The organism is Roseovarius sp. MS2 (assembly GCF_051447875.1).
Taxonomy (GTDB): domain Bacteria; phylum Pseudomonadota; class Alphaproteobacteria; order Rhodobacterales; family Rhodobacteraceae; genus Roseovarius; species Roseovarius mucosus_A.
On sequence record NZ_JBKHVF010000001.1, the window covers coordinates 1027983 to 1051227 of the forward strand.

At 62.9% G+C, this 23245-nt stretch carries 25 protein-coding genes; 16 read left to right on the forward strand and 9 right to left on the reverse strand.

From position 1 onward, the window contains the following. Positions 1-37: 37 nt before the first annotated feature. Genes ACLGGT_RS05150 through ACLGGT_RS05160 form a run of 3 tightly spaced genes read right to left on the reverse strand, consistent with a single transcriptional unit; the run spans position 38 to position 1704 of the window. Positions 38-883: an urea carboxylase-associated family protein gene (locus ACLGGT_RS05150; protein WP_437195185.1), complete on the reverse strand. Its 846-nt coding sequence runs from the start codon at positions 881-883 to the stop codon at positions 38-40. A 1-nt stretch (position 884) separates the two neighbouring features. After that, on the reverse strand, positions 885-1100 hold the full coding sequence (locus ACLGGT_RS05155) for a hypothetical protein (RefSeq protein WP_008279630.1): 216 nt from the start codon (positions 1098-1100) through the stop codon (positions 885-887). A gap of 4 nt (positions 1101-1104) precedes the next feature. Beyond that, entirely contained in the window at positions 1105-1704 is a 600-nt protein-coding gene (locus ACLGGT_RS05160) for a DNA-3-methyladenine glycosylase I (protein WP_437195186.1), read from the reverse strand. A 108-nt stretch (positions 1705-1812) separates the two neighbouring features. On the opposite strand from ACLGGT_RS05160, the gene ACLGGT_RS05165 reads away from it, so the two are divergent. The 3 genes from ACLGGT_RS05165 (at position 1813) to phbB (ending at position 4859) form a co-directional block, all read left to right on the forward strand. Further along, on the forward strand, positions 1813-2649 hold the full coding sequence (locus ACLGGT_RS05165) for an EAL domain-containing protein (RefSeq protein WP_437195187.1): 837 nt from the start codon (positions 1813-1815) through the stop codon (positions 2647-2649). 141 nt (positions 2650-2790) lie between these two features. Beyond that, positions 2791-3966, forward strand: coding sequence for an acetyl-CoA C-acetyltransferase (locus ACLGGT_RS05170; protein ID WP_008279633.1), 1176 nt, complete (start codon positions 2791-2793; stop codon positions 3964-3966). Between the two features lie 170 nt (positions 3967-4136). Beyond that, the gene (gene phbB, locus ACLGGT_RS05175; RefSeq protein ID WP_008279634.1) at positions 4137-4859 is read left to right on the forward strand and encodes an acetoacetyl-CoA reductase; all 723 of its coding nucleotides are present in this window, start codon (positions 4137-4139) and stop codon (positions 4857-4859) included. A 52-nt stretch (positions 4860-4911) separates the two neighbouring features. On the opposite strand, the gene ACLGGT_RS05180 is transcribed toward phbB, so the two are convergent. After that, positions 4912-5949: a LacI family DNA-binding transcriptional regulator gene (locus tag ACLGGT_RS05180; RefSeq protein ID WP_437195188.1), complete on the reverse strand. Its 1038-nt coding sequence runs from the start codon at positions 5947-5949 to the stop codon at positions 4912-4914. 136 nt (positions 5950-6085) lie between these two features. On the opposite strand from ACLGGT_RS05180, the gene ACLGGT_RS05185 reads away from it, so the two are divergent. The 9 genes from ACLGGT_RS05185 to ACLGGT_RS05225 all read left to right on the forward strand — a co-directional run bounded on the left by ACLGGT_RS05185 (position 6086) and on the right by ACLGGT_RS05225 (position 13981). Beyond that, entirely contained in the window at positions 6086-6265 is a 180-nt protein-coding gene (locus tag ACLGGT_RS05185) for a hypothetical protein (protein ID WP_008279636.1), read from the forward strand. 25 nt (positions 6266-6290) lie between these two features. After that, entirely contained in the window at positions 6291-7439 is a 1149-nt protein-coding gene (locus ACLGGT_RS05190) for a TRAP transporter substrate-binding protein (RefSeq protein WP_437195189.1), read from the forward strand. Between the two features lie 108 nt (positions 7440-7547). Further along, positions 7548-8054: a TRAP transporter small permease gene (locus tag ACLGGT_RS05195; protein ID WP_375554663.1), complete on the forward strand. Its 507-nt coding sequence runs from the start codon at positions 7548-7550 to the stop codon at positions 8052-8054. A gap of 12 nt (positions 8055-8066) precedes the next feature. Then, complete coding sequence (locus ACLGGT_RS05200) at positions 8067-9392, forward strand: TRAP transporter large permease (protein ID WP_008279639.1); 1326 nt, start codon at positions 8067-8069, stop codon at positions 9390-9392. A gap of 9 nt (positions 9393-9401) precedes the next feature. Further along, on the forward strand, positions 9402-10709 hold the full coding sequence (gene hisD / locus ACLGGT_RS05205; protein ID WP_081507417.1) for a histidinol dehydrogenase: 1308 nt from the start codon (positions 9402-9404) through the stop codon (positions 10707-10709). After that, positions 10702-11460: an SDR family NAD(P)-dependent oxidoreductase gene (locus ACLGGT_RS05210; RefSeq protein ID WP_437195190.1), complete on the forward strand. Its 759-nt coding sequence runs from the start codon at positions 10702-10704 to the stop codon at positions 11458-11460. Before hisD ends, ACLGGT_RS05210 begins: the two co-directional genes overlap by 8 nt. Further along, complete coding sequence (locus tag ACLGGT_RS05215; RefSeq protein ID WP_008279642.1) at positions 11457-12440, forward strand: zinc-dependent alcohol dehydrogenase; 984 nt, start codon at positions 11457-11459, stop codon at positions 12438-12440. The genes ACLGGT_RS05210 and ACLGGT_RS05215 overlap by 4 nt, the downstream gene beginning before the upstream one ends. 15 nt (positions 12441-12455) lie before the next feature. Further along, complete coding sequence (locus tag ACLGGT_RS05220; RefSeq protein WP_008279643.1) at positions 12456-12860, forward strand: universal stress protein; 405 nt, start codon at positions 12456-12458, stop codon at positions 12858-12860. 8 nt (positions 12861-12868) lie between these two features. Next, on the forward strand, positions 12869-13981 hold the full coding sequence (locus ACLGGT_RS05225) for an alpha-hydroxy acid oxidase (RefSeq protein ID WP_421999606.1): 1113 nt from the start codon (positions 12869-12871) through the stop codon (positions 13979-13981). A gap of 141 nt (positions 13982-14122) precedes the next feature. Here ACLGGT_RS05225 and ACLGGT_RS05230 read toward each other — a convergent pair whose 3' ends face one another. Together ACLGGT_RS05230 and ACLGGT_RS05235 are read right to left on the reverse strand one after the other, a co-directional pair. Next, positions 14123-15247 (reverse strand): transporter, encoded by a 1125-nt coding sequence (locus ACLGGT_RS05230; protein ID WP_437195191.1) that lies wholly within the window; start codon positions 15245-15247, stop codon positions 14123-14125. A gap of 236 nt (positions 15248-15483) precedes the next feature. Continuing rightward, entirely contained in the window at positions 15484-15912 is a 429-nt protein-coding gene (locus tag ACLGGT_RS05235; protein ID WP_437195192.1) for a hypothetical protein, read from the reverse strand. Between the two features lie 399 nt (positions 15913-16311). On the opposite strand from ACLGGT_RS05235, the gene ACLGGT_RS05240 reads away from it, so the two are divergent. Then, on the forward strand, positions 16312-17076 hold the full coding sequence (locus ACLGGT_RS05240; protein WP_437195193.1) for a Hint domain-containing protein: 765 nt from the start codon (positions 16312-16314) through the stop codon (positions 17074-17076). Between the two features lie 2 nt (positions 17077-17078). Here the strand turns inward: ACLGGT_RS05240 and ACLGGT_RS05245 are convergent, their stop codons facing one another. Then, a complete protein-coding gene (locus tag ACLGGT_RS05245; RefSeq protein ID WP_008279648.1) occupies positions 17079-17579 on the reverse strand; it encodes an Lrp/AsnC family transcriptional regulator in 501 nt (166 codons plus the stop codon). Between the two features lie 197 nt (positions 17580-17776). On the opposite strand from ACLGGT_RS05245, the gene trxB reads away from it, so the two are divergent. After that, a complete protein-coding gene (gene trxB / locus ACLGGT_RS05250; protein WP_219435782.1) occupies positions 17777-18721 on the forward strand; it encodes a thioredoxin-disulfide reductase in 945 nt (314 codons plus the stop codon). Between the two features lie 60 nt (positions 18722-18781). Here the strand turns inward: trxB and yghU are convergent, their stop codons facing one another. Together yghU and ACLGGT_RS05260 are read right to left on the reverse strand one after the other, a co-directional pair. Continuing rightward, on the reverse strand, positions 18782-19642 hold the full coding sequence (gene yghU / locus ACLGGT_RS05255; RefSeq protein ID WP_375554655.1) for a glutathione-dependent disulfide-bond oxidoreductase: 861 nt from the start codon (positions 19640-19642) through the stop codon (positions 18782-18784). 112 nt (positions 19643-19754) lie between these two features. Beyond that, entirely contained in the window at positions 19755-20867 is a 1113-nt protein-coding gene (locus ACLGGT_RS05260; RefSeq protein WP_437195194.1) for an S-(hydroxymethyl)glutathione dehydrogenase/class III alcohol dehydrogenase, read from the reverse strand. Positions 20868-20997: 130 nt separating this feature from the next. Between ACLGGT_RS05260 and ACLGGT_RS05265 the strand changes: the two genes are divergently transcribed. Both ACLGGT_RS05265 and ACLGGT_RS05270 read left to right on the forward strand, forming a co-directional pair. After that, positions 20998-21264, forward strand: a complete 267-nt coding sequence (locus ACLGGT_RS05265) for an I78 family peptidase inhibitor (RefSeq protein WP_219434995.1) — start codon at positions 20998-21000, stop codon at positions 21262-21264. A gap of 303 nt (positions 21265-21567) precedes the next feature. Further along, on the forward strand, positions 21568-23214 hold the full coding sequence (locus ACLGGT_RS05270; RefSeq protein WP_437195195.1) for a Y-family DNA polymerase: 1647 nt from the start codon (positions 21568-21570) through the stop codon (positions 23212-23214). Positions 23215-23245: the final 31 nt, after the last annotated feature.

Consider the following 23245-nt stretch of genomic DNA (forward strand, 5'->3'; position numbering starts at 1 on the left):
GGTGCGGGCAGGGCCAATGCGCCCTGCCCTGCTCTGTTTACCGCCCGTGGCTGCCGTTATAGCCATTGCGCGCGGGGCTTTGCCAACCATTGAGCGCGCCGGGCGCGGGTGCAAAAACCTCGACCAGCATCGGGTAACAGGCGGCTGTGTCGCTGGTATGCTCAGAGGAGCAATCGCCGCCGGGGCAGGCGCTGAGACATCCCAGAATGTCGATCTCGGCAAAGAACTCCAGATAGTCGCCGGGGCGCACGGGGCTGGCTTTCATGAAATACTGGCCGGTGTCGCGGGTGAAGCCGGTGCACATGAAGACGTTGAGCACATCATGAATATGGGGTTCTGCCTCGGCCAGTGTCACGCCCAATTCATCCGCCAAAGCGCGCGTGAGGTTGGAGTGGCAGCAATGGTGATACTGCACACCTGACAAGAGGTTGCCGGTATAGGGATCGCAGCGCGTGCCGATCACGTCATGCACCGAGCCGCCGAAGGCGTCGATGCCATACCAGCCCAAGCTGTCGCCGGTGATCGTGGCCATCGGGCGCAGGTGCGGGAAGGACGACCAGAGCCGTTCACCGGTGGTCACATGGGTGCCGTGGAGCGCGCGGGTCTTGCCGGAATAGAAGCGCTCTGTGAGGTCATGCGCGTTCCAAAGGTTGAGGTCGCCCACTTGCGGGCCATCCACGCTGGTGATGCGAAAGAATTGCCCCGCCTCGGCGCGAAAGCAGGCCGCCTCGCGCGCAGGCACGAGGACCTCTGACACTTTGGTCGCACTGGCGCGCGCGGCGGCATAGAGCGCCAGATCCGGCACCGGCAGCGTATCATTGGGGTAGCAGATCACAGGCGGCACGGCGCGACGGGCGGCGGCATCGGCGGGGGGATGGGTCATCTTAGTCCTCTTGGGTGTCGCGGGGATTTACCGCGCAATCCAAAGGCGGTTTGCCGTTGGATGTAAAGACCTGCGCGCCGCAAGCCATGCAGCGGTAATAGGATTGCCCATCGCGGTCTTGTCGCCGGTCCGCGCGCCAGCGGCAGGAGCGTGTCCGCCGGTTGGACAGGATCAACACCAGCACGAAGGCGATGACCAACCCCGCGACGACGAGCATGAAGCTATCCCTTGGCCATGGTGCCAAGGCGGCGGTCAGGGGCGGCCTGTCGCACCGGCGCATGACAGGGGCAGGTGACGAGGTGATCGTTGACCATCCCCACCGCCTGCATGAAGGCATAGGTGATGGTGGGACCGCAGAACTTGAAGCCGCGCTTTTTCAAATCCTTGGAAAGTTTTACAGAAATATCGGTTTGCGCTGGCACCTCTGCAAGCGTCTGCCATTCGTTCTGAATGGGCTGCCCGCCGACGAAATCCCAGAGGTAGCGATCAAAGCCCTCGTTGGCCTCAATCACCGCCCAAGCGCGGGCGTTACCGATGGTTGCCTCGATCTTGCCGCGGTGGCGAATGATGCCGGGATTGGCCAAGAGGCGCGTGACCTCAGCCTCGCCCCAAGTAGCGATGACATGGGGATCAAACCCTTGGAATGCCGCGCGAAAACTCTCGCGTTTGCGCAGGATGGTGATCCAGCTCAGCCCCGCCTGAAACCCGTCGAGAATGAGCTTTTCCCAGAGGGCGCGGCTGTCATAGTCGGGCACGCCCCATTCGGTATCGTGGTAGGACAGGTAAAGCGGATCGTCACTGACCCAGCCACAACGCTCCATGCAATTTCCCCTCTAGCCCGGCGCGCAGGCGGTTTCGTTCAAATGCGCGCTTTAAGCCATCCTTAAGCCATCTGCCCCAGTTTGAGAACAGGCGTTCCGGAGGGGCAAATGGGACAGAAACACAAATGGGCCGATATTCCAGCGGGATTCGATACTCCGCTGTCCTATGCCGTTTCGGCGCGGGACCGATCCGTGCTCGATATGGTCAATCAGGCGGTGCATCACAAACAGGTGCTGTTGGCCTATCAGGCGGTGGTGCCTGCGCGCCAGCAGGATCGGCCTGCGTTCTACGAAGGGCTGATTCGTGTGCTCGATGCCGCCGGACGGGTGATCCCCGCCAAGGATTTCATCACCCAGATTGAGGTGACGGAAACCGGGCGGATCATCGACTGTCTGGCGTTGGAAAAGGGGCTGCGCACGCTGATCAACTATCCTGATCTGCGGCTGGCCATCAATATGTCGGCGCGCTCGATCGGCTATTCCCGCTGGATGCGCACGCTGAAAAAGGGGCTGAGCGATGATCCCACCATTGGCGAGCGGCTGATTCTGGAGATCACGGAAAGCTCGGCGATGCTGGTGCCCGAACTGGTGACAGGCTTTATGAAAGAGTTGCAGGCGAAGGGAATCAGCTTTGCGCTTGATGATTTCGGGGCGGGCTATACCTCGTTCCGGTTTCTCAAGGAGTTCTATTTCGACATCCTCAAGATCGACGGGCAATTCGTGCGCGGCATCGCTACGGACCCGGATAATCAGGTGCTGACCGCCGCCTTGGCCAGCATCGGCCAGCAATTTGACATGGTGACAGTGGCCGAAAGCGTCGAGAAGCCAGAGGATGCCGCCTATCTTGCGGCGCTGGGGATCGACTGTTTGCAAGGGTATTACTTTGGGGCCCCCACGGTGCGGCCACCTTGGATTGACAGCGCCCTTGACCGCGCCACCGCTTGAATGTGACACTCCGTCCGTTGCCGCAGTGCGGCATCTACGATATGACGCCGCGTAACGGCGGAGGTGACAGACAGGGTGTGCATGAAAATGTGACACTGTCGTGCCATGCTCTGGCCCGGCAAATCCTGGTGGAGGACATAGATGACCAATGTAGTAATCGCATCCGCAGCGCGCACCGCTGTCGGATCTTTTGGCGGCGCTTTCGCCAATACGCCGGCGCATGATCTGGGCGCAGCCGTGCTTGAGGCAGTGGTTGCCCGTGCAGGCATCGAAAAGGGCGAAGTGTCCGAGACGATCCTCGGTCAGGTGCTGACCGCGGCGCAGGGCCAAAACCCCGCGCGTCAGGCGCATATCAACGCCGGTTTGCCGATTGAATCCGCCGCCTGGAGCATCAATCAGGTTTGCGGCTCTGGTTTGCGGGCCGTGGCGCTGGGCGCGCAGCACATCCAGTTGGGCGATGCCGCCATCGTCTGCGCCGGGGGTCAGGAAAACATGACACTGAGCCCCCATGCCGCCTATTTGCGCGCCGGGCACAAGATGGGCGATATGACCTATATCGACACGATGATTCGTGATGGTCTGTGGGATGCGTTCAACGGCTATCACATGGGGCAGACCGCCGAGAACGTCGCCGACCAGTGGCAGATCACCCGCGACGTGCAGGACGAATTCGCCGTGGCCAGCCAGAACAAGGCCGAAGCCGCGCAGAAGGCGGGCAAGTTTGACGAAGAAGTGATCGCCTTTGCCGTCAAGACGCGCAAGGGCGACATCATCGTCGACAAGGATGAATACATCCGCCACGGCGCGACAATTGACGCCATGCAGAAACTGCGCCCCGCCTTTACCAAGGATGGCTCGGTCACGGCGGCCAATGCGAGCGGTCTGAATGACGGTGCTGCCGCGACATTGCTGATGAGCGCCGATGAGGCCGAGCGGCGCGGGATCGAACCGCTGGCGCGCATTGCGTCCTATGCAACCGCTGGGCTGGACCCGTCGATCATGGGCGTGGGTCCGATCCATGCCAGCCGCAAGGCGCTGGCCAAGGCCGGTTGGACTGTTGCCGATCTGGATCTGGTCGAAGCGAATGAGGCCTTTGCCGCGCAGGCCTGTGCGGTCAACAAGGAAATGGGCTGGGATCCGGCCATCGTCAACGTGAACGGCGGCGCGATTGCCATTGGCCACCCGATTGGGGCCTCGGGCTGTCGCGTGCTCAACACGCTGTTGTTCGAGATGAAGCGCCGCGGTGCCAAGCGTGGTCTGGCCACGCTCTGCATCGGTGGCGGCATGGGCGTTGCGCTCTGCGTCGAGCGTCCGTGAGGCGCGCTGGCGCGGTCTGAGACAGGATCAAGGGCACCTCAGACGGTGCCCTTTTTCTTGATCCCTTCGGCGCAAGCTGCATCGCAGAAAATTTATTGCGCAACAATATTGCGCAATTCAATTCAAACCGATAACCAAGTTTCAACGCACCAGCCAGATTGGAGGATATCATGGCAAGAACCGCACTCGTGACCGGGGGCTCTCGTGGAATCGGCGCCGCCATTTCCAGGGCGCTCAAGGAGGAGGGCTATACTGTCGCCGCGACCTATGCCGGCAATGATGAGGCCGCCGCCAAGTTCACCGAGGAAACCGGCATCAAGACCTACAAATGGAACGTGGCGGACTATGACAGCTCCAAGGACGGCATCGCGCAGGTCGAAGCGGAATTGGGCCCGATTGACATCGTGATCGCCAACGCGGGCATCACCCGCGATGCACCGTTCCACAAGATGACGCCGCAGCAGTGGAAAGAGGTGATCGACACCAACCTTACCGGCGTGTTCAACACGGTTCACCCGGTCTGGTCGGGCATGCGCGACCGTGGCTTTGGCCGGATTGTGGTGATTTCCTCGATCAACGGGCAAAAGGGCCAATTTGGTCAGGTCAACTATGCCGCGACCAAGGCGGGCGATCTGGGCATCATCAAATCGCTGGCGCAAGAGGGTGCCGCCAAGGGCATCACCGCGAATGCGATCTGCCCCGGCTATATCGCCACGGAAATGGTCATGGCCGTGCCGGAAGCGGTGCGTGAAAAGATCATCGGCATGATTCCGGCGGGCCGTCTGGGCGAGCCAGAGGAAATCGCGCGCTGCGTGACCTTCCTCGTGTCCGAGGATGCCAGCTTTATCAACGGGTCGACGATTTCGGCCAATGGTGCGCAGTTCTTTGTCTAACTGACTTGTGTGATGTTCAAGGCCCGCCCCGGTGATCCGGTGGCGGGCTTTGTCATGTCTTGGGGGCGGCGAGCGTGCCCCGAAAACAAAGGTTCGTGTCAAGGCAGACGGGGGTGGGGGCCATACCATCGCCAACCATTTCGACCAAGAGGCGCGCCGCGGCGCGGCCCATGTCGCGGTGCGGGACATGCACGGTGGTGAGCGCCGGATCAACCACGGTTGCCAGTTCGATATCGTCAAAGCCGGTGATCGAGACATCCTGCGGTACGCTGAGGCCAAGCTGACGCGCCATTTGCAAGGCACCGACCGCGAGCACATCATTGCCGCAGACCACGGCAGTGGGCGGGGTTGGCAATGCCATAAGCTGCGCCATTCCCTCGGCCCCGTTGGCGATGCTGTAGGGCGTTTCGATCAGGTGCAACGTGGCGGGGTCTAATCCATGGTCGCGCAAGGCATCGTGAACCCCGGCAATCCGGTCGCGAGCACGGTCATTGCCCGCCGCGAGCGCGGAAATCATGCCGATATGCCGATGTCCGAGGCGCAGCACCTCATCAGCCAAACCTGCCATGGCGCGGCGGTTGTCAAAGCCTATCGAGGCGCGCGCCTGTGTGGGATCATAGGCCCAAGCGATCAACACGGGCACGCCGCGCTGCGCGAGAAAGTCATAAATTCCGGGATCGCGGTCATGGCCGATGAGCAAGAGCGCATCCGCCCCACGCGCCACCAAGGTACGAATCTGATCCGCCTCGATTTCAGGGCTGTAAGAGGACGAGGCCACCAGAAGGGTCAGGCCGCTGAGATGCAATTCTTCTTGAAAGGCCTGAATGGCGCGGGCAAAGATCGCGTTTTCCATCGTCGGAATGATTGCGCCGATGATGCCGGTCCGCCGTGCGGCAAGGGCGCGGGCGCCGAAATTGGGGGAATAACCAAGCGTTGCGACCGCGCTCAGCACCCGGTCGCGCGTGGCGGTCTGCACCTGCGCGGGCGAATTCAGGCAGCGGGAAACGGTGGCGGTCGAAACCCCCGCCACGCGGGCGACATCCGCCAGCGTGGGCAGGTTGGGAGCGGTGTCGGAGAGGCGTCGGTTCATCCTGTGGCCCGGTGTCTGCGTGATGGAATCTATCCGTCTGTAAGGACATTGGAGAAATATAACAGCTTGCGTGAAAATATGTAAGCGCTTACATTTCTCTCGAATCGTCGGCAATTCCGGCGAGAGGGAGGGCCGCATGTTCCTGATCGCAGCACTGATCCTGTTCGGCGCCTTTGGCGTGAATGTGGCGTTGGGGGCCTTTGCTAATGCCGCGTTTCTGACAGGTGTGGGGGAAATGCTGCTGCTTTTGGCGGCGGTTGTGACCTTTGTCGTTGCCACGTTGAGGAGCGAGGCGGCGCGCAAGCGCGGAAAATAAATCAGATCTCAGGGAGGAGACAAGAATGACTGAAGAAGCAAAAGAACTTGCGTCCGAAGAGCGGCGCAATTTTCTGAAACTGGCCACCACCGGCAGCTTTACTGCGGCGGTTGTCGCGGCGGCGGCGGGCACGCTCTGGTCATCCGAAGCAAGCGCACAGACCGCCAATGAAGAGCGTGAGCGCGAAGCGGCGGCCGAGCATGTGATGACGCTGGCCACGGAATATGTGATCGGCACCACCCGCAGCTATCCGATGATGCAGCTCGATGTGAAAGAGAACCTGCAAAACGCCTCGAACGGCAAGATCTATGTCAAACTCGCGCCCGGCGGGCAGTTGGGTGTGGGGTCGGCGCTGGCGCAAAAGGTGCAGGGCGGCACGATCAATGCGGGGCAATTCTCGCTTTCGAATTTTGCCCCCTTCGCCCCGGCGGTCGATCTGATCAACATGCCCTATTTCTGCGGGGCCAATCAGCGGTTCGTCAATCTTGTGACCTCGGACATCTGGAAGACCGAGGTGAATGCGCTGGTTGAGGCGCGGGGCTTTAAGCCGATGTTCTATTTCTGCATCGACCCGCGTGTGATGGCCGTGCGTAAGGGCGGCGGTGGCCCGATCATGACGCCTGCGGATTTGCAGGGGGTCAAGTTCCGGGTGCCCGGTTCGCAGATGCTGCAACAGTTCTATCGCATGGGCGGGGCCAATCCGACGCCGGTTGCATGGGGTGAAACGCCTTCGGCGATCAAACAGGGTGTGGCCGATGCGCTCGACCCGGCGGTGGGCGCGCTCTATGCCTTTGGCTTCAAGGATATTCTGAGCCACGTCACCTTTACTCAAGCGGTGCCGGACAGCCAAACCTATGCCTGCAACCTCGAATGGTACAACACCCTGTCCAGCGATGTGCAGGAGGCGATTGAATGGGCCTCTGAAATGAGCTTCCATCAGAACCTTGCCAAGGTGCCGTCGTCGCGGACCTTTGCCATGGCTGAAATGGCCAAGTCGGGTGTGGAATTCCATTCGCTGAGCGCCGATCAACTGGCGGAGTGGCAGGAAACCGTGGGCTATCAGCGCTCTGAGTGGGACAGCTTCAAGACCGAGCTGGCCGGGTCGATGGAGACCTTTGACAAGCTGGTCGAAGCCGCTGGCACGCAGGGCAAATTCTACGTCCACGACGCCTGAGCCGTGACCGACCGGGCGCGCGCGTGACCGCCGCGCCCGGCCTTTGCAACGACGCTAACGATAGGGACAGGGCCGCAACCTGCGTGCGCTGAACCGGAGAGGTTTGACATGCTCAGCACACTGGACCGCAATCTGGAGCGATGGGCGCTTCTGATCTTTTACATGATGCTTGTCGTCACCATGGCGATCGAGGTGATCCGACGCGAGGTATTCGCCTATTCCTCGGTCTGGGGCGAAGAGATCGTGCGCTATGCCTTTATCTATCTCGCGTGGATCGGGGCGGCGGCGGCGGTGCGCGAGCGCGCGCATATCCGCATCGACGTGATCATGCATTACGTGGGGCCGCGCCTGAAGGCGGCGCTGTATATCTTGGGCGATCTGGTGATGGCAGCAGTGGCAGTTGTCGCGCTTTACTGGTCGTGGGAGACGGTGCTGGTTTCGGCCAAGTTCGGCTCGGTCAGTGCCGGGTTGCGGGTGTCGATGGTGTGGTTCCTCTTGGCGGTGCCGGTGGGCTTTGGCCTGATGCTTTTGCGGCTCGTGCAATCCTTCTTGCGCGATCTGCGCGCCCTTCGTGACGGAACACCCGTTCACGAAGGCAATCAGCTGTTTGATTGAGGGGCGCGCGTCATGTGGAATACATTCTCGCAAACCGTCGATCTGGGCTGGGATTTTTACGGGCCGGTGATCCTATTCGTGGTGCTGGTGGCGCTGGCTGTGCCGGTCTGGGCGGCGATTGGATCGGCGGCGATTGTCATGCTGATGTGGTCGGGCGCGCTTCCGCTCAGCCTTGTGGGGGAGAGCCTGTTTGACGGGATCGACGCCTTTGCGCTGACGGCGGTGCCGCTCTTTATCCTGACGGGTGATGTGCTGGTGCGAACCGGGCTCAGCCGCAAGTTTCTGAACGTGGCGGAGGCGCTGACGCAGTTTGCCAAGGGCGGTTTCGGCTCTGCCACGGTGCTTGTCTGCGGCATGTTCTCGGCCATCTCGGGATCGGATGCGGCGGGCGCTGCGGCGGTGGGGCGGATGACCATCGACCGGCTGGTGGAATCGGGCTATCCGCGCCCCTATGCCTGTGCGCTGGTGGCAGCGGGGGCCTGTACCGGCATCCTTATCCCACCGTCGATTGCCTATATCATCATCGGTCTGGTCTTGGGCATCTCGGCCTCGACGCTCTTTATGGCGGCGCTTATTCCGGGGATGCTGATCCTTGTGTCGATCCTGATCACCAATATCGTGGTCAATCGTATCTATGGCTATGAGGGCGGCGGCAATGTCGGGTTTGGCGAGTATTTCGCCAATCTGGGCCGTGCGTTGGCGTCGGGCTGGTATGCCTTTATCGTGCCGGGGATCATCTTTTACGGCATCTTTTCGGGGCGGCTGACGCCGACCGAGGCGGGCGCGACTGCGGTCATTGTCACTGTGATCCTTGGCTTTATTCTTGGCACGCTCAAGCTGGCGGATTTTCCGGCCATGCTGATCAGTTCGGCCAAGGTCAACGGGGTGATCCTGCCCATCATTGCCTTTTCCCTGCCCTTGGCGCAGGCATTGGCGATCATGGGCGTGCCGCAGGGGTTTGTAACGGCGGTGACGGGATTGACCGATGATCCGGCCACGCTCATTCTTTTGATGATCCTGATCCTGATCGCGGCGGGCTGCGTGATGGAGACGACTCCCAATATCGTCATCCTCGCGCCCATTCTGAAGCCGCTGGCCGACAATATCGGCATGAACGAGATTCAGTTCTGCATCATGATGATCACCGCCTTGGGTGTGGGCTTTATCACGCCGCCGCTTGGCCTCAACCTCTTTGTCGTGTCGGGCATTACCGGCGAATCCATCCTGCGGATTGCATGGCGTGCCGTGCCGTTCGTGTTCTTCATGCTCATCGTGGTGCTGCTGATCGCCTATGTCCCGGCGATTTCGACCACGATGCTCCCTGATGTCTACAAATAGGACCCTACCATGACCCGTGAATACCTGAAGAAAGCAACCCTGACCTCAACCTCGCACGCCAGTGACGTGCATGAGACTGTGCAAGGGATTCTGGCCGATATCGAAGCGGGCGGTGACAAGGTCGCGATGGACTATGCCGCCAAATTTGACCGCTATGAGGGCAATATCATCCTGACACCGGAAGAGATTGCCGCTGCGACAGCGCTCGTGCCGGACAAGCTCAAGCGGGATATCGAGTTTGCCCATGCCAATGTGCGCCGCTTTGCAGAGGCCCAGCGCGAAACCTTGCGTGACATCGAGATCGAAGTGGTGCCGGGGCTGATTGCCGGGCAAAAGAGCATTCCGGTCCATGCGGCAGGCTGTTACGTGCCGGGCGGGCGCTATAGCCATATCGCGAGCGCGATCATGACCGTGACCACCGCCAAGGTGGCAGGGTGCCAGCATATCGTGGCCTGTTCCCCGCCCCGTCCCGGTGTGGGCGTGGCCCCGGCCATTATCTATGCGGCGCATGTCTGCGGCGCGGATGTGATCATGGCCATGGGCGGCGTGCAGGGTGTTGCGGCGATGACATTCGGCCTCTTTGGGCTTCCTAAGGCGAACATCCTTGTCGGCCCCGGCAATCAGTTCGTGGCCGAGGCCAAGCGCATCCTCTTTGGCCGCGTTGGCATCGACATGATCGCTGGGCCGACCGACAGCCTTGTTCTGGCGGATGCGACGGCTGATGCGATGGTGGTGGCGACCGACCTCGTGGGACAGGCCGAGCATGGCTATAACTCGCCCGTCTGGCTGGTGACGGATCATCGCCCGCTGGCGGAGGAGGTCATGCGCCTTGTGCCAGACCTGATCGCCGATCTGCCCGAGGTCAATCGCGATAATGCCGCCGCCGCGTGGCGTGACTATGCCGAGGTGATCCTCTGCGCGGATCGCGAGGAAATGGCGGCCACCTCGGACGATTACGCGCCCGAGCATCTGACGGTGCAGGCCGAGGATCTGGATTGGTGGCTGGGGCGGTTGACCTGTTATGGGTCTTTGTTCCTTGGCGAAGAAACCACGGTCGCCTTTGGCGACAAGGCATCGGGCACCAATCACGTGCTGCCCACCTCTGGTGCGGCCAGCTATACCGGCGGTCTGAGCGTGCATAAATACATGAAGATCGTCACTTGGCAGCGCGCCACCCGCGAGGGGGCCAAGCCCGTGGCCGAGGCCACCGCGCGCATTTCGCGGCTGGAAGGGATGGAGGGGCATGCCCGCACCGCCGATATTCGCCTGCGCAAGTATTTCCCCGATGAAACCTTTGATCTGACCGCCAATGGCTGAACGGGGGCTATTTGACGTCGCGGGGCGCGTGGCGCTGGTGACCGGGGCGAGTGCTGGCCTTGGGCGGCGCGCGGCGACGGTGCTGGCGATGCGCGGCGCGCGGGTGGTGGGTGTGGCCCGCCGTGCCGATGCGCTGGCGGGATGGCAGGCAGAGGTGGGCGCGCAGGGCGCGGTCATCGCGCATGATCTGGCGGATCGCGACGGTCTGGCCGATCTGGTGCGGCGCGCATCAGAACCGTTTGGCGCGCCCGACATTGTGATCCACGCGGCGGGCATCAACACGCGGCAGGTGGCAGATGACGTGACGCCCGAAGGCTGGGATGTGACATTGGCACTTAACCTCACCGCGCCGTTTTTCCTGAGCCAGCACCTTGTGCCCGCGATGCGCGCGCGTGGCTGGGGAAGGATTGTCAATTTCGCGTCGCTGCAATCGTTCCGCGCCTTTCCGGGGGGCATCGCCTATGGGGCCAGCAAGGGCGGCGTGGCGCAGATGACTCGCGCCATGGCCGAGGCATGGTCGCCGGGGGGCATCAACGTCAACGCGCTGGCCCCCGGCTTTGTGCGCACAGAGCTGACCGCGCCGGTGTTCAATGACCCAGAGCGCGCCGCGCGCAACGCGGCGCAGACCTGCATCGGGCGCAATGGCGAGCCGGAGGATATGGATGGGCCGCTGCTGTTCCTGTGCTCGGATGCATCGAATTATGTCACCGGCCAAATCCTGATGCTGGACGGAGGATTCACCGCAAAATGAAGGCTTTAGTCTATACCGGGCCAGAGGCGCTCGACTATCGCGAGATGGCGGACCCGGCGCCGCAGGAGGGTGAGGCGCTGATCCGGGTTGAGAGCGTGGGCATTTGCGGATCAGATATGCACGCCTATCTGGGCCATGATGACCGCCGCCCCGCGCCGCTGGTGCTGGGGCATGAGGCGGCGGGTGTGGTGCTGAGCGGGGCCATGACGGGCGCGCGCGTGACAGTCAATCCGCTGGTGACATGCGGCACCTGCCCTGCCTGCCGGTCGGGGCGCGATAACCTGTGCAGCACACGCCAGATCATTTCCATGCCACCGCGCGAGGGGGCGTTTGCCGGGCTTTTGGCGATGCCAGAGCGCAATCTTGTGGCGGTGCCCGAGCATATGACCACGCATCAAGCGGCGCTGGCCGAACCGATTGCCTGCGGCTGGCATGGCGTGCGGCTGGGCCGTGCAGTTTTGGGTGAGGGTGCGCAGCGCGCGTTGGTGCTGGGCGGTGGTGCGATTGGTCTGGGTGCCGCGCTGAGCCTTGCGGCGCAGGGCATTGCGGATGTCACGATGGTTGAGCCGCATGCCGCACGGCGGGCGTTTCTGGACCTGCGGTGCGACCAAAAGGCGATTGCGCCCGATGCGCTGGACCCGTCCGAGCAGTTCGACATCGTGGTCGATGGCGTGGGCTATGAGGCCACGCGCGCGCAGGCCTCTGCCCATGCGCGGCCCGGTGGGGTGATCGTGCATATCGGTTTGGGGCAATCCACCGGCGGCCTCGATATCCGGCGCATGACGCTGCAAGAGATCACCTTTATCGGCACCTATACCTATACCGCGCAGGATTTCCGCGATTGTGCGCAGGCGATGTTCGACGGGCGTCTGGGCGCGCTCGACTGGGTGGAGGAGCGTGCGCTGAGCGATGGTGCGCGCGCCTTTGCCGATATTCGTGGTGGGCGCGTGACCAGCCCCAAGATCATCCTTGTCCCCTGAAGAGGAGTGAGCGTCATGTATCGCAAAATCATTGTCGGCCTGTCGCTGGAACACGGGATCAGCGAAAGCGCGTTGGAGGTTGCCCGCGCGCTGCGTGCTGACGGGGGCGAGATCATCGCCCTGCACGCCTATGAGCCGGTCCAAGGCTCGGTGCGGGCCTATCTGGATGAAGAGGTGGTCGAAGGGGCCTATAAGCGCGCGCAGGCGCAATTGGCCGAGCGGGTGGCGGGGGCGCCCGACGTGACGCCTGTGATGCTGCGCGGTCATTCGGGACGGGCGATTACGGATTATGCCGAAAAGCACGGTGCGGATTGCATCATCGTCGGGTCGCACAAACCGGGGCTGAGCGACTTTCTCTTGGGCTCGACGGCGGCGCGGGTGGTGCGGCATGCGCCCTGCGCCGTGCATGTGCTGCGCTAGGTAAGGCGATGGGGGCCGATGCCATTCATTCCGCCGAGGATGCGCGCCGTTTGGCGCGGCGACGTCTGCCGTGGATGGTGTTCGATTATATCGACGGCGCTGCGGGGGAAGAACATGGCGAGGCGCTCAATCGTGCGGCGTTGCGGGATTTGCGGCTGAAGCCGCGTGTTCTGTGCAATGTGGCCAAACGGGATTTGTCGCTGAATGTGTTCGGGCACGCGGCGCGCGTGCCCTTTGGCATCACGCCGATGGGGATGTGCAACCTGAGCACGCCGGGGGCCGATCTTATGCTGGCGCGGCTGGCGGCGCGGGATCGCGTGCCTTTGGGTGTTTCAACCGTCGCCTCGACCCCGCTGGAGCAGATGATCGAGGTAGCCGAGGGGCATGCGTGGTTTCAGCTCTATTTCAGTGGTGATGGTAGCGGCACCATGGCGCTGGTCGAGCGGGCGCGGGCGGCGGGCTATCAAACCCTTGTCGTCACGCTGGATGTGCCTGAAGTAGGCCGCCGCCCGCGCGAATTGCGCCACGGGTTCAAGATGCCGTTCAAGATCGGACCACGGCAATTCGTTGATTTCGCGCTGCATCCGCGCTGGTCGCTGGGCACGCTGCTGCATGGCAAGCCAGAGATGGCGAATTTCCGGCAGGGTGGTTTTGACCGCACCGCCAGCCGGGCGGCGGCGGATTGGTCCTATCTTGACCGGCTGCGCGCGGCCTGGCCCGGCAAGCTGGTGATCAAGGGCGTGCTGGACGTGGAGGATGCCGTGCGGCTGCGTGCGGCTGGGGTGGATGCGATACAGGTTTCCAGCCATGGCGGGCGGCAGTTGGATGGCGCACCGGAGCCTATTTTGATGCTGGCAGAGATGCGCGCGGCGCTTGGGCCGGAATTTCCGCTGTTTTTCGATTCCGGGCTGCGGTCGGGCGAGGATATCGTCAAGGCACATGCCATGGGGGCGAATTTTGCCTTTCTCGGGCGGCCCCTGCTTTTTGCCATGGCGGCGGGGGGCGAGCGGGGGCTGCACCGGCTCTGGGAGGTGATGACCGAAGAGGTGAGCCTGACGCTGGCGCAACTGGGGCGCAAGAGCATGTCAGGCCTGCAAGAGTGTGTGCGGCGCGCGGCCTGAACCGCGCACCGCGTTGCTTGGAACTGGAGCGTCTGATCGGGCTCACATCGCCTCGGGCCTGACTAGGGGCCTCTACGCAGGATCGACGAGGTCCCGGGTCAAGCCCGGGACGGGTGTCGTTTCGATGACAGGCAACACAGCTTAGAAAGCGTATTGCCAGCCCAGTGTCGTGGTCCAATCCGTCTCAAGCTGAAGCCCGTTCAGATCCTGATAGACCGGCGCGCCGACCTCGAGCGCCAGACGATGCCCGCGCAGCGCGCCCTTTTGCGCCACAAGGTTGACGCCCGCATAGAGCGTTACCGTTTCGCCGCCGTAGTTATCGGGATTGAGAGTGGGCGACGGGCCGACCATGCGCGAATCGCGCCCGCTGATGTCACCCACGCTCTTGGCCTCGATGCGGCCCGACAGGCTGATCCACGGCTTGGGCTGATAGCTGGCCCATGTGGTCATCGCCATCTCGTTGCCCAGATGGTAGCCGTTGTTCTTGCCGGTGCGGATCACACCAGTCAGTTGCGCGCCCCAGCCGGTATTGCCCGACCGCGCGCTATAGGTGATGCCGGGCAAGAGATCGAAGGTGCCAGAACCCAACTGCATCCCGTAGGGCATGCGCATTGTCGCGAGCGCCCCTGTTGGGGTGAGGACCGTTGCCTGCTCCGTGGTAGAGCCAGTGGGCAGGCTGGCACCGAAATTCAGGTGCAGCTTGTGATTGCCCCAAGTCCCAAGCCCGTAGAGCGCGGAGACCTTGAGATCGCCCCAACCTTCGGATTGGCTCTTGAATGTGCCCAGACGGGTGGTGCCGGCGGGGCCTGCAAAGGTGATGTGGTTCATCTGCTTGGTGATATAGGGCAGCATGGTCATCAGAGTCAGTCGATCATTCGGCGCATACATCGCGCCAAACATATGCATATCCATGGTCATGCTGGTGGGCGCGACGCGGATGTTGGGCGGCTGGCCCGGCAGACCGAAAAACGTATTGGGCGTCATGGCCACCTGTTCGGGGCTAAGCCGGTTGGTGCCACTGCGATAGCCCTCCATGTCCATATGCATGAAGCGGTAGGACAGCATCACTTCGCCGGTCTTGTGGCGGTGTTCGCCCATCACACCAACGGGGGCGTGGCCATCGGCGCGCAACGGCGGCAGATCGGTCACGCTGACGCGCAGCCCGTCCTTGGGGGCTGTGGTGCCGTCATGCGCCATAGCGGGCGCAGTCAGCCATAGGGCAAGCGCGGCGCAAAGAGCACCGGCCGTCAGAGAAGTCTGTGTCATGGTCTTTCAGTCTCTTGTTCTTGGGGATGCACGTCGGACCGGGCGCAAAAGAGCCCGCAACAGTCGCGACGGCGATCAATTGAAAATCAGGGTTTCATTCCGATGTCAGTTTGAGCCAAAGGGGGCTGGCATGGGTCACGCGGGCGCGATGCAATGTGCTTAGCCTGTCATCTGGCCCGCTCGAGCGGACCGCTTGCCACGCAACGGCGGGGCGTGCCGGGTGGCACCTATACCAACTATCCCAAGGCAACCACGGGCGGCGCGCGCGGGCTATAGGCGATGGGCAGATCGCCCACTGCTGCGCGCATGTCATCGTAAACGCGCACAACCCGCGAAAAGCTATGCTCTCGCGCAATGAGCGCGATGGTCACATCCGTCAGCACCACCGGCGACTTGAAGAAGGGACAGGGTGTATTCAGATGCGGGCTGTCATGCTTGGCCTCGGCGGGGGGTGCAACAAGCGCGCCGGGATTCTCTTCGACCAGACACAGCGCACCGCCAAGCGCGATGGCCTCGATCTTGAGGAGGTCTTGGGCGTGGTGATGGGCCTGCGCGGCATCGGCCAATTCGTGTTGGCAATCGACGGCGGCGGCTGTGGCGACCCGAACGCTGAGCAACAAGACGAGCAGCGCCGGCGCAAAGCCAACCCTCTTTCGTCTGCGCATCCAGCGTCCAAAAATCATGATCATCAATCCCACAAGCTCAGGGCCTGCGCCACGTTATCTGATGCGTTGCGGGTCTGGTCGATCCGCAATCCCGAGGGGGGTTTAAACATTCCAAATTCAGAATACATCCCGAATGATCACTGCGTCAAGCAGGACAGGCAGGGGTTAGGTGATTCGCGGATATGGCTTTGAATTGTGGCAAGCCGATTGAGCGAAGCAGGGACAATCGCGCCGGATTGCCGCCACTTGTCACGGGCTGCGAACAATTACCCTGAAAGTTTGACTTAAAGCCCGCAACGCCCGCATATTGGCCCCACTATACAAACAGATTTGTCCATCTGTCGTTGTCGGTGGGGGCCGACGCGGTTGTGACATCCTTGAATTCGAGGTGACACAGCAATGAGTATCCCCCGCCTGACGGCAAACGCCGCCTATGCGACGCCTGTGCGCCGCATTCTTGCGCATCCTGAAACACCCCGCCTGCCGATGCGGCATTATACCAACCTCTGGCTAAAGGCCGATGGTGGCATTGAGGAACGCGAGCATATGGCCCCGGCCCTGCCGCTGTTTGATGCAGCACATTCTGCCTTCGCGCGCGGCACGCTGATCACCACCACGCGCGGGCCGATTGCAATCGAAGACCTGCTGCCCGGTGATCTCTTGCAGACCTCGGCGCATGGCCCACTGCCGGTGCTCTGGATTGGTCGCATGACCCTGCGCCCCGAGGATATTGCCAGCCGTTCGGTGAAGCTGACGCGCATCATGGCCGATGCCTTTGGCATTGCGCGGCCAATGGCCGATTTGCTGGCCGGTCCCGGCGCGCGCATTCTGACGCGCCCACGCAACATGCGCGCAAGCATTGGATCGGATCACGTGTTGAGCCCAGCGCATGTGCTGGCGGATGGGCTACATGCCTTTGGTGTCACACCGCCGCGTGCGGTGACATTCTATCACCTCTGGCTGCGGCGACATGCGCTGATCACGGCCAACGGGCTTGAGGTCGAGAGCTTTCACCCCGGTGCCGGGTTCGAGCGCGACGTGGGGCCGAGCATGCTGTCGCTCTTCCTATCCCTTTTTCCGCAGATTCAAGAGCCGCATCAATTTGGCCCGCTGGCCCATCTGCGTCTGCCGCTTGATGCGCCTGATACGCTGAGCGTTGCCTGACCTCAGGCCGACTGGCTGAGCCGCGCCTCAAGGATCTCGAACGGCACGCCGGGTTCGTCCTTGGCCCCACGAATGACCAGCGATGTCTTGACGCTGGCGACATTGTCGGCGGCTGTCAGTTCCTCGGTCAAAAAGCGCTGAAAGGTGCTGAGATCGGGGGCCACGCATTTGAGGATGAAATCCACCTCGCCGTTGAGCATGTGGCATTCACGCACCAAGGGCCAAGCGCGGCAGCGCGCCTCAAAGGCGCTCAGATCTGCCTCGGCCTGACTTTGCAGCCCGACCATGGCGAACACCTGCACCTCGAACCCGAGTTCGCGGGGGTCCACATCGGCGTGATAGCCGCGAATATAGCCCTGCTCTTCGAGCGTGCGGACCCGGCGCAGGCAAGGCGGGGCCGAAATACCCACGCGCTTGGCCAGTTCCACGTTGGTCATCCGGCCATCGGCCTGCAACTCCGCCAGAATCTTGCGATCTATGGGATCAAGACGGGACGCGGCCATGGGGGACTCCTTATTGAATTTCGCAATTGTTATAGCATCATGGGTCACATGCGCAATTATGTTTCGCTATTGCGCAAGATCATTTCCCGAATAGACCCCCCAGCGCCCTGTGCATATCCGCCCTGCAAGGGGTTACATGCCCCGCGCCAGAGGGCTATATCATGCGCCAAATCCGCAGATCACATGAGAGAGCCCCCATGCCCGACACCCGTCACACCAAATGCCTGATCATCGGTTCTGGCCCTGCTGGCTATACCGCAGGCGTCTATGCCAGCCGTGCCATGCTCTCGCCCATTCTGGTGCAAGGGATCGAGCCGGGCGGCCAGTTGACCACCACGACCGAGGTCGAGAACTGGCCCGGCGATACCGAAGTGCAGGGGCCAGACCTCATGGTTCGGATGGAGGCGCATGCCAAGGCGATGGGCTGTGACATCGTGGGCGATATCATCTCTTCGCTTGATCTGGATGTCCGTCCGTTTGTGGCAAAGGGCGACAGCGGCACCACCTATACCGCCGATGCGGTGATCCTCGCCACCGGGGCGCGGGCCAAATGGCTGGGCCTGCCGTCGGAAGAGGCGTTCAAGGGGTTTGGCGTATCGGCCTGTGCCACCTGCGACGGGTTTTTCTATCGCGGTCAGGAAATCGTGGTGATCGGCGGGGGCAATACGGCGGTGGAAGAGGCGCTGTTCCTGACCAATTTCGCCTCAAAGGTCACGCTTATTCACCGCCGCGACACCCTGCGCGCCGAAAAGATCCTGCAAGACCGGCTGATGAAGAACCCCAAGATCGAAACCCTGTGGTTTCACACGCTGGACGAGGTCTTTGGCAGCGACAATCCCAAAGGTGTCGAGGGCGTGCGAGTGCGTCATGTCGAAACCGGTGCTATCACGGAAATCCCGTGCAAGGGCGTGTTCATCGCCATCGGTCACGCCCCTGCCAGCGAATTGGTCAAGGACCGGCTGGAGCTGCATAATGGCGGGTATGTCAAGGTTGTGCCGGGCAGCACCCGCACATCTGTTCCCGGCGTCTTTGCCGCAGGTGATCTGACCGACCATGTCTATCGTCAGGCGGTCACATCGGCGGGCATGGGCTGTATGGCGGCACTTGATGCCGAGCGCTGGCTGGCGGAACACGAGGGCTGAGGCCAGTTCAGAAGAAATGCGCCACGACCGCGCCTATGCGGGGCCGTGGCACCATCCGAATTAGCCGATCTTGTCTTGGGTCCGCGTGTCGAAATCCGTGGCCGCGTGGCGCTCGCGCAGTTGCTCCTGCGGCTCGCCAAAGCTGCGGTTGACCATGCGGCCCCGCTTCACCGCGGGGCGCGCGTCAATCTTTTCCGCCCAGGCCATGACGTGTTTATAGCTGGCAACATCCAGAAACGTCGCCGCATTATAAAGCCGCCCAAGGCAAAGCTGGCCATACCACGGCCAGATCGCCATATCGGCAATGGTATACTCATCGCCTGCAATAAAGGGCCGCTTGGCCAATTGACGGTCGAGCACGTCAAGTTGGCGCTTCACCTCCATCGCGAAACGGTCGATCGGATATTGCCATTTCTCGGGCGCATAGGCGTAGAAATGGCCAAAGCCACCCCCCAGATAGGGTGCGCTGCCCATCTGCCAGAAAAGCCAATTCAGGGTTTCGGTGCGCGCAGGGCCACTCTTGGGCAAGAAGGCGCCAAATTTCTCGGCCAGATGCATCAGGATCGACGCGCTTTCGAACACGCGCAGGGGCGTGTCGCCGGTGTGGTCCAGCAGCGCCGGGATCTTGGAATTGGGATTGACCGCGACAAAGCCAGAGCCGAATTGATCGCCCTCGCTGATATTGATGAGCCAGGCGTCATACTCGGCGTCATGGCCTGCGGCGAGCAACTCTTCGAACATCACCGTGACCTTGACCCCATTGGGCGTGGCCAGTGAATAGAGTTGAAAGGGATGCGCGCCCTTGGGGAGTTCCTTGTCATGGGTCGCGCCCGAGATGGGGCGGTTGATCGAGGCGAATTGCCCGCCAGAGGGGGCCTCCCATGTCCAGACATCGGGCGGGGTATAGGTCGTGTCGCTCATCTTGTGATCCTCCATCGGGTTTGGCGGCAAATCTAATCGCTGGCGTGCCGCCCGCAATGCAAAACGCCGCACAGGGGGCTGTGCGGCGTTGCATGGGGTCTTGGGATAGCGCTTAGTAAATCACCACGCTGCGGATGCTTTCGCCGGCGTGCATGAGCTCGAACCCTTTGTTGATATCCTCGAGCGGCATGGTGTGGGTGATCATCGGGTCGATCTCGATCTTGCCCTGCATGTACCAATCGACAATCTTGGGCACATCCGTGCGCCCGCGCGCGCCGCCAAAGGCCGTGCCGCGCCACGACCGCCCCGTGACCAGTTGGAACGGCCGCGTGCTGATTTCTGCGCCCGCAGGCGCCACGCCGATGATGATGCTCTCGCCCCAGCCCTTGTGCGCCGCCTCGAGCGCCGTGCGCATCACGCCCACATTGCCGGTGGCATCGAATGTGTAATCCGCCCCCCCGCCGGTCAGCGCCACAAGATGCGCCACCAGATCGCCCGTGACCTCTTTGGGGTTGACGAAATCGGTCATGCCAAAGCGCATCGCCATCTCGATCCGGCCCGGATTGATATCGACGCCGACGATCTGATCCGCCCCCGCCAGCCGCAAGCCTTGCAGCACGTTGAGGCCGATGCCGCCCAGACCGAACACAATCGCCCGGCTGCCGATCTCGACCTTGGCGGTGTTGATCACCGCCCCCACACCCGTGGTGACACCGCAGCCGATGTAGCAAATCTTGTCAAAGGGCGCATCCTTGCGCACCTTCGCGAGCGCAATCTCGGGCAGGACCGTGTGATTGGCAAAGGTCGAGCAGCCCATGTAATGCAGGATCGGCGTGCCATCCAGCATCGAAAACCGGCTGGTGCCATCGGGCATCACGCCCTGGCCTTGGGTCGAGCGGATTTTCTGGCACAGGTTGGTTTTCGGGTTGAGGCAGTATTCGCATTCACGGCATTCGGGCGTGTAAAGCGGAATGACGTGATCGCCCGGTTGCAGGCTGGTGACACCGGGGCCCACCTCGAGCACGACGCCCGCGCCCTCATGCCCCAGAATGGCCGGAAACGCCCCCTCTGGATCGGCCCCCGACAGGGTGAAATCATCGGTGTGGCACAGGCCCGTCGCCTTGATCTCCACCAGAACCTCGCCCGCCTTCGGGCCCTCAAGGTTCACCTCCATGATCTCCATCGGGCGGCCTGCCTCAACCGCAACCGCAGCACGTGTGCGCATGTGTTATCCTTTCCTTTGCAATTTGCCGCAGTCTTGCGTCATGCGGCGCGGTGATTCAATATCGAGAGCGTCACGCAGACCCCGGACTGCGGCACTTTTTGCGGCAATTTCCGGCAAGAGAGGCGAAACCATGAAGAAAATCCTTAGCACAGCCCTGATGATCGGGGCATTGGCGGGGTGTCTTGGCCCGCAGGACGAGGCGCCGGAGGGCGATGCCTGCGGTGCGGCGCAGATGCAGGCGCTGATCGGCACGCCGGTTGCGGCGCAGGATTTCAGCGGGCGCGCTGCGGTGCGGATTCTGCCACCGGGGGCGATGGTAACGATGGATTACCGCCCCGATCGGCTGAATGTCGAGCATGACGCGGACGGGGTGATCACACGGATCGCCTGTGGGTGAGGGGGCACCACGTCGAAATTCGATGTGACGGCTTTGAACAGCGCGGTACGGCAGTGTCGGCTATCCCCCGCGCGGAACAAGGCGCGGCACGCGCCGCCGCGCGGATCGCTGGGCCGTCCCGCGGCCTAGCGATTTGGAGAGGGAGCGCTATGCTGTGGGATCACACGAACTTTGCGTGCATAAAGTGCCAGACGGTGCCGCTGCTTCGCTAGTCCCCGGCCCAGCAATCCGCGCGGCGGCTGACTCGACTCCGCCCAGCCCTCGCTCTATTTGATATGGAACAAATAGAGAACGAAACCCGCCATGCCCACCCGCCGCATCCTGTCGATCTGGTTTCCCCGGCTTGGGGCCGAGCGCCTGTTGCGGCGGGTGACGGACCCGGACACGCGGCTTTTTGCGGTGGTCAGTGCCGAGGCGCAGGATCAGGTGCTGACCTCTGTGTCACTGCGCGCCGAGGCGCTGGGGCTGAAACCGGGGCAGCCGCTGCGCACCGCGCAGGCGCTCTGCCCGGACCTGATCACCCGCCCCCGCAACCGTGCGGCGGAGGCGGCGTTTCTGGCCGCATTGGGGCGTTGGGCCGGGCGGTTCTCGCCTTTGGTGGGGATCGAGGGCACGGCGGGCCTGCTCTTGGATGTCACGGGCTGTGCGCATCTCTTTGGCGGCGAAGCGGGGCTGATCGCCACGCTGCGCGCCGAAGCCGGGGATCTGGGCCTCAGCCTGCGCTGTGGGCTGGCGGATACGGTGGGGGGCGCATGGGCATTGGCGCGCTATGCCGGGCAAGGGGTGGCGGCGCAGCGTTCGGGCGATGCCATCGACCAAGAGGCCCGCGCCACCCGGTCGCGTGCCGCCAAGCGGCGGCATTGGGAGCGCGGCGGCGCGGCCCCTGTGGTGCCGGTGGGCGCTGAGGCGGATGAGATTGCCCCGCCGGGGCATCTGCCAGACAGGCTGGCACCTTTGCCAGTCGCGGCGCTGCGGCTGCCCCCTGTGGTGGTGGCGGATCTGGCGCGGCTGGGGCTGCGGCGGATCGGGGACTTGGCGGCGCAACCGCGCGCCAGCCTTGCCCGCCGCTTTGGCCCCGAGGTGATGTTGCGGCTGGATCAGGCCTTGGGCCATGTACCAGAGCCGATGTCGCCCTCGGCCCCGGCCCCGCGCTTTGCCACCCGGCTGAGCCTGCCGGACCCGATCGGATTGCGCGGTGATCTGGAGGCCGCAGTGTGCCGATTGACCGAGCGGCTTTGCCTTCTGTTGCAGGGCAAGGGACAGGGCGCGCGGCATCTGCGGCTCGAGGCCTATCGTGCCGATGGTGGGCTGCAAGCGGTCGAGGTGCGGCTGGCACGTGCGGTGGACCAGCCAGAGGCGATGCGCCCACTTCTGGAGATGCAGCTTGACAGGATCGACGCCGGGTTTGGGATCGACATGCTGCGGCTAGAGACGATTGTGACCGCGCGAATGGAAACCCGGCAGGGCGAAAGCGGTTTGGGCCGTGGGCGAGGGCCCGGTGCGCAAGAAGCGGCGCTGGCTGATCTGATCACCCGGCTGGGCGGGCGTATCGGGCTGGAGGCGATCACCCGCCGCCATCCCGCCGAGAGCCATATTCCCGAGAAATCGGCGCTGACCCTTGCCGCCGCCTGGTCAGAGCCTGCCACCGCGCCTTGGCCCACACCCGAGGCGCGCCGCCCGCTGCTGATCTGGTCGCCCGAGGCAGTAACGCGGCCCGAGACGGGGGACATCACGCTGCCGTTTCGCTGGCGCGGGCGGGTGCATGAGGTGGCCGGGGCCAGCGGACCAGAGCGGATTGCGCCGGAATGGTGGCTGGAGGACCCGGCGTGGCGCAGCGGGGTGCGCGACTACTGGCAGGTGGTGACGACGCGCGGCGAGCGGCTGTGGCTGTTTCGTGCCCATGGCGGGCAAATCTCGGGCGGGTGGTTCTGTCAGGGGCGGTTTGCCTGAGGCCGGTCAGGAAAGCGCTTGATTTGGCGCA